Source organism: Micromonospora halophytica (assembly GCF_900090245.1).
Taxonomy (GTDB): Bacteria; Actinomycetota; Actinomycetes; order Mycobacteriales; family Micromonosporaceae; genus Micromonospora; species Micromonospora halophytica.
The window spans coordinates 1-3,044 of sequence record NZ_FMDN01000058.1 but is presented as its reverse complement, the minus strand read 5'-3'; the positions used below and the strand labels follow the sequence as shown (position 1 = coordinate 3,044).

General features: G+C 76.1%; 1 protein-coding gene. It reads left to right on the top strand.

Annotated features, from left to right (window positions below):
• Positions 1 to 3,044, top strand: a 3,044-nt coding sequence (locus GA0070560_RS27940) for a type I polyketide synthase (protein ID WP_139131640.1), incomplete at both ends; no start/stop codon positions are given.

The window sequence follows — 3,044 nt, the reverse complement described above, 5'->3', positions numbered from 1 at the left end:
GGCGCACCGATCGACTGGGCCGCGGTGCTGCCCGCCGGCCACCCGGCCGACCTGCCCACCTACCCCTTCCAGCGGCGGCGTTACTGGCTGCGGGACGGCGACTCGCGTCCCGGCGACGTGACCGCGGCCGGCCTCGAGCCCACCGAACACCCGCTGGTCGGCGCCGCCGTCGCGCTTCCGCAGTCCGGCGGCCTGCTGCTGACCGGCCGTTTGTCGGCCGCCGCTCAGCCGTGGCTGGCCGACCACGTCGTGCGGTCCGCGCCGCTCGTGCCGGGCACGGTCTTCGTCGAGCTGGCCCTGCGCGCGGCACAGGCCACCGGCCACAGCCGGGTCCGCGAGCTCACCCTCGAGGCGCCGCTCACGTTGCCCGCCGACGGGGGAGCCTCGGTGCAGGTGGCCGTCGACGGGGACGCCAACGGTGCGCGAGCCTTCACTGTCCACGTCCGGCAGCCGGACGGTGAGTGGGCCCGGCATGCTTCCGGCATCCTCGACGGCACCGGCCGGCCGGAAGCGCAGGCGGTGCTCGCCTCCTGGCCGCCCACCGGCGCCGTGCCGGAGGACCTCGACGACTTCTACGACCGCCTCGCGGCGGCCGGCTTCGACTACGGTCCGTCCTTTCGGAACGTCAGGGCCGTCTGGCGCCACGGCGACGACCGGTACGCCGAGGTCGCGCTCGACGGCATCCCCGGTGACGGCTTCGGCATCCACCCCGCGCTGCTCGACGCCGCCCTGCACGCGCTCGGCGCCGAGCCGGGCCGCTCCGGCCGGCTGCCGTTCGGCTGGCAGGGCGTGACGTTGGCCGCCACCGGCGCCTCGACGCTGCGCGTACGGCTGACCCCGGCCGCACCGGACGCGGTCGCCGTGACCGCCACCGACGAAACCGCCCGCCCGGTGCTGTCGGTGGACGCCCTCACCTTCCGCGAGGTCTCCGACGAGCAGCTCGCCGCGTACCGGCGGAGCGACCTCTTCCGGCTCGAGTGGATCCCGGTCGCCGCGCCGGCCGCGACCGGAGCCCTCTATCAGGTGCTGCGCCGCGGCGAGGCCTCCGATCCGGCGACCGTCGTCGCCGAGTCGCTGGAGGCGATCCGCGGTTGGCTGGCCGAGGACCGCCCCGCCGAGGAACGCCTCGTGGTGCTGACCCGCGGCGCCGCCGGGCCCGGCGACATCACCGACCCGGCGGGCTCGGCCGTGTGGGGTCTGGTCCGGTCGGTGCAGGCCGAGCACCCGGACCGCGTCGTCCTGGCGGACACCGACGACGAGGGTGCGCTGGCGCTCGCCGTGGCGACCGGGGAGCCGCAGATCGCCGTCCGGGCCGGCCGGCCGCTGGTGCCGCGGCTGGTCCGGGAACGGGCCGAGGTGGTGCGCACGCCGTGGCGCGCCGACGGCACGGTGCTGGTGACCGGCGGCACCGGCGCCCTCGGCGTCGCGATCGCCCGGCACCTGGTCGGCACGTACGGCGTCCGGAAGCTCCTGCTGGTCAGCCGGAGCGGCCGTGCCGACGCCGTCGAGGAGCTCACCGCGCTCGGCGCCTCGGTGACCGTCGTGGCCGGCGACGTGTCCGACCGGGAGACGCTCGCGCGGCTCCTCGACGACCATCCGGTGACCGCCGTGGTGCACGCGGCCGGCATCGTCGACGACGGCCTGCTGGAAACGATGACCGCGGAGCGCGTCGCCGCCGTGCTGGCTCCGAAGGCCGCCGCCGCGTGGCACCTGCACGAGCTGACCCGCGACCGCGACCTCGACGCCTTCGTGTTGTTCTCGTCTGCCGCCGGCACGCTCGGCGCGGCCGGGCAGGCCAACTACGCCGCGGCCAACGCGTTCCTCGACGGCCTGGCTCGGCACCGCCGGGCCGCCGGCCTGCCCGCCACCTCGATCGCGTGGGGCCGGTGGGACCTCGGCGGCGGCATGGCCGGTGCCCTCGCCGACGCCGACGTGGCGCGGATGGGGCGGGCCGGCGTCGGCGGGTTCACCCTCGACGAGGGGCTGCGCGCCTTCGACGCCGCCATGGCCGGATCCGACCCGGCGCCGGTGGCGCTCCGCCTCGACCTCGGGCTCCTCGGCCGCCACACCGCCGTGCCGCCGCCGCTGCGTGGGCTGGTGCGGCCCGCCGCGCGCCCGGCCGCCACCGTGGACGACACCGGGCTGCGAGCGCGGATGATCGAGCTGGAGCCGGCGGAACAGCAGGCCGTGGTGCTCGACATCGTGCGCCGGGACGCCGCGACAGTGCTCGGCTTCGCGTCGGCCGAGGCGGTCGGCGCCGACCGGGTCTTCCGTGACCTCGGTTTCGACTCGCTGATGGCGGTCGAGCTGCGCAACGCGCTCGCCGCCGCGACCGGGCTGCGGCTGCCGGCCACGCTGGTCTTCGACTACCCGTCGCCGGCCGTGCTGGCCGAGCACCTGGCCGGCCTGCTGGTGGGCGCACTGGAGACGGCGACGCCGTCCGCCGCGACGACCGCGGCCGGCGAGCCGATCGCCATCGTCGGCATGGCCTGCCGCTATCCGGGTGGGGTCCGGTCGCCCGAGGACCTGTGGGAGCTGGTGCTCGGCGGCGCCGACGGCATTACCGGGTTCCCCGCCGACCGGGGCTGGGACGTCGGCGACCTCTACGACCCCGACCCCGACCGGGCCGGCCGGTCCACCACGCGGTTCGGCGGTTTCCTGCACGACGCCGGTGACTTCGACGCGGAGTTCTTCGGGATCTCGCCGGCCGAGGCGCTGGCGATGGACCCGCAGCAGCGGTTGCTGCTGGAGACGTCGTGGGAGGTGTTCGAGCGGGCCGGCCTGGACCCGACCTCCTTGCGGGGCAGCCGTACGGGCGTGTTCGCGGGCGCGATGTACCACGACTACGGCTCTCGCGGGGCGCAGGTGCCCGCCGAGCTTGAGGGGCTGCTCGCAAGCGGTAGCGCGGGCAGCGTAATCACCGGTCGGGTGGCCTATACGTTCGGCCTGGAGGGCCCTGCGGTGACGGTGGACACCGCATGCTCGTCGTCGTTGGTGGCGTTGCATCTGGCGGCGCAGTCGTTGCGGTCGGGTGAGTGTGATCT